This window comes from Algoriphagus lacus (assembly GCF_003583985.1).
Classification (GTDB): domain Bacteria; phylum Bacteroidota; class Bacteroidia; order Cytophagales; family Cyclobacteriaceae; genus Algoriphagus; species Algoriphagus lacus.
On the sequence record NZ_QXML01000031.1, the window covers coordinates 1 to 1,365 of the forward strand.

General features: G+C 31.0%; 1 protein-coding gene. It reads right to left on the reverse strand.

The features are described 5' to 3' along the window. Positions 1-60: 60 nt before the first annotated feature. Positions 61-1,365: coiled-coil domain-containing protein (locus D0X99_RS20470; RefSeq protein WP_199708193.1), on the reverse strand; the 1,305-nt coding region annotated here is incomplete at its 5' end.

The window sequence follows — 1,365 nt, forward strand, 5'->3', positions numbered from 1 at the left end:
GTTCGAGGCACGTAACCCATCCAACCCGGCTGTGGTTTCTGAAATTGACGGTGTTGTTACCTATGGAGGAAAAGGAATGTAGTCTTGATAAATTTTACTTAAATTGTTTTTGAAGGCCACTTCTGTTTTCTCAAATTCAATGTCAATATTTTCAAATGCTCTTTTAAGATCTTGTTTACTTTTTGCGGTAATGTCGTTTAGCAAAGAGGAATAATTGTGAAACTTATTTTCATACTCTTTAAGTAATTGCTCTTCGGCAATTTTATCTAGAGCTTCTTTTCGTAGTTTATTTATAGAATCAAACTCTAACCTTGACAAAGTATATGCGTCTGTAACTATTTCAAAACGTTCTCTATCTCTGGAATCCATAGAAAAACGTTTGGGTCTTTTTGGTTCCAAACTTTCAAAATCAGCTTTTAACCTATCTATTTGTCTAAGCAATTGTTGTATGTCCTGATAAATGACATTTGTGTCTTTTAGCTTGTTTTTTAATTCATTACTGAGTTTAAAGTATCTTGTATTAAGATCTTCAAGTTCTTTTGGAACAGATTTTAAATAATCCTTAAATCTATTTCTCTCTTCCTTTTCTAACTTTTTTTCTTCAACTTCTGAAGCTCTTGCTTCTTTCAACTCTTCAAGTTGTTTTTGTTTTACATCATTTTTTGCGTCAGTTCCAAAGTATTCTTTTGCAAGGTTTAAAAAAAATCCAATAAGATCAATTTTAAAATCCCTAAATGCTTTATTGTTAATGAATCCTTCTCTTCCTGCTTTGTCAATGAGGCTTCTATTGTTTTCCCTTTTTAATTCGATATAACCAAACATTCTTCTATAACTAAAAAAATATGTTCCTGCTCGTCTTGATCTTCTTTCTTCAAATTGCAAAAAATCAGACTGCGGTCTTCCGTATGGTAATACTCTTAAATCATCTCTATAAATATACAACCCCCCAAAAGAAGTGAGTTTTTTATTAAAATAGTCGTAGACATTATCATTAAGGGATGTTTCACCACTTCCAGACACATAACCTAGTTTTAAATTAAACTTTCCATAAGATGCCTTTTGAATATTTGGACGGTTTGGTCTATATGAATAATCTTCAATTATTTTGTTGTAAATTCTTAAAGTACCGTTGAATGTTCCAAATTCATCAAATTCACCATCAATTAGATGATCACAATTTTTAAAATCATCAAGAGTAAAGAAAGAATTCGCACCAATAAAGTCTCTCTCTCCAGTATTATCTTTTATGATAAAGGAAGTTGTTAGCGATTTATTGTCATTATTATGTTTGAATTCATTGTAAAACCCAATTAGACCTGTTCTGATATCTTCGACTGTCTCAATATCTTGGTCGTCAGAATTGTT